This window comes from Cyanobacteriota bacterium (assembly GCA_025054735.1).
In the GTDB taxonomy this organism is placed as follows: Bacteria; Cyanobacteriota; Cyanobacteriia; order SKYG9; family SKYG9; genus SKYG9.
This window is the reverse complement of sequence record JANWZG010000605.1, coordinates 1-1,653: the sequence shown is the minus strand read 5'-3', so window position 1 is coordinate 1,653 and position 1,653 is coordinate 1. Positions and strand designations below refer to the sequence as shown.

Genomic DNA, 1,653 nt, shown 5'->3' with positions numbered 1-1,653 from the left:
GTCCTTACTACGAACTATTGGGTTGTGTCGCTAGCTTTTGGAGAATTTATCAGTTAGGACGTTTGTAGGGTGGCTCAAGTTCTCACCATGAGCTTCAACTGCAATCATCTCTTGAGCGCTGTATACCAGCAGCTTTGCGTAGAAAGCTTGGCTTAGAAGTCAAAATAGATGTAGGGAGGACTACTATCTGGTGACAGCATCCATACAGTATAGAGACCAAGTGGCACCAGGAATATTTTTAAGTACCAATTCAAACTAAGCTTCAAACCGCGCTGAATGAGATAGAGAAATCCCATTACGATGACGATCGCCCCCAGAAGTATCGCCAATTGATATGGATCCAAACCTAGGGTATCTAGATAAATCTTTTGCATAAACTGAGCATCCGATGGCTGTCCCCAAAGATGGCGCACAACCCATCCAGAGTCCTGCAAATTCGGTAATCGAAAGAAAATCCACGCAAAAAACACCAGACCTTGGGTCAATATCCAAGCCACAACAATCCCCAAAGGGTTTTTCCAACTATTTGCTAGCCAAGAGACTCGTTTGCATAGACCATCTGTCAAGCGATGGATGATGAGACCTAATCCATGCAAAATTCCCCAGACGATGAAGCCCCAAGCTGCTCCATGCCAAATTCCCCCAATCAGCATGACTAGAAACAGATTCGCGCATGTGCGTAGTAAGCCTTGTCGAGAACCACCCAATGGAAAGTACAGGTAGTTCCGCAGCCAGTCACCTAGGGTGATATGCCATCGTCGCCAAAATTCAGCAATGCTTGTCGTGAAGTAGGGAAAGTTGAAATTTTCTGGCAGGGTAAAGCCCACTAGCAGAGCACTACCGCGAACAATATCGACGTAGCCACTGAAATCTAAGTAAAGTTGGATACCATAAGCAAGGACGGCTAACCAGAGGTCACGACTGCCCATCCGTTGCAGATTGCTAAAGCAAGGGTTAATGAACCACACTGCTAGGTTGTCAGCAATTAAGCCCTTCTTAATGGCTCCGCAGGTAATCAGCCACAGTCCTTCTACAACTTGGTCGGGGGTGGGGGGTTTTTGTTGTTTGAACTGGCTCATGAAGGTGTGGAAGCTGGTGATAGGGCCAGAAAGAATCTTGGGAAAGAAGAGCTTGTAGGAAACAAAGGGTAGCCACTGCTGGGCAGCGGGCGCGCCTCGATAGACATCCACAAGATAGGCGATGCACTCGAAGCAGAAGAAGCTCAAGCCCCACGGAGCAGCTACACGATCGCTCCACCAGTCGGCTGCGGCTTGCAGGGCTGGCTGTCGAAATAGTTGTGACAGTATTTCTAGGGAAAATGGAATGTATTTGAAGCTAAACAGTAGGAATACATTGACAACGATCGCCCCCGTGAGCAATCGTATGCGCTTACGATTCCAATCTTGTTGGGCAAATTGCCAGTCTTCCATGCGCCAATCAGCAGGAGCACTTAACTGTCGTCCCCAGTTAAAGTTCAGCACTGCCATGATCACCAATAGGGGCAGGTATTGAACTTGCCAAGAGGCATAAAAAACTAGGCTTGCGATCAAGAGCAGCAGTAACCGCTCCCACTCTTTGCGGACTATCCAGTAGATGATGAGAACGCTGCATAGAAAAATGGCGTAGGGAACCGATAGAAAATTCATGGCTGCA

The 1,653-nt window shown here is 47.7% G+C and carries 1 protein-coding gene; it reads right to left on the bottom strand.

All coding sequences use genetic code 11. The features are described from left to right. Positions 1–152 precede the first annotated feature (152 nt). Positions 153–1,646: an MBOAT family protein gene (locus NZ772_18615; GenBank protein ID MCS6815570.1), complete on the bottom strand. Its 1,494-nt coding sequence runs from the start codon at positions 1,644–1,646 to the stop codon at positions 153–155. Positions 1,647–1,653: the final 7 nt, after the last annotated feature.

Bases quoted from the DNA above. Each gene is read 5' to 3' on its own strand.
- NZ772_18615 (MCS6815570.1), bottom strand. From the start codon at position 1,646: ATGAATTTTCTATCGGTTCCCTACGCCATTTTTCTATGCAGCGTTCTC.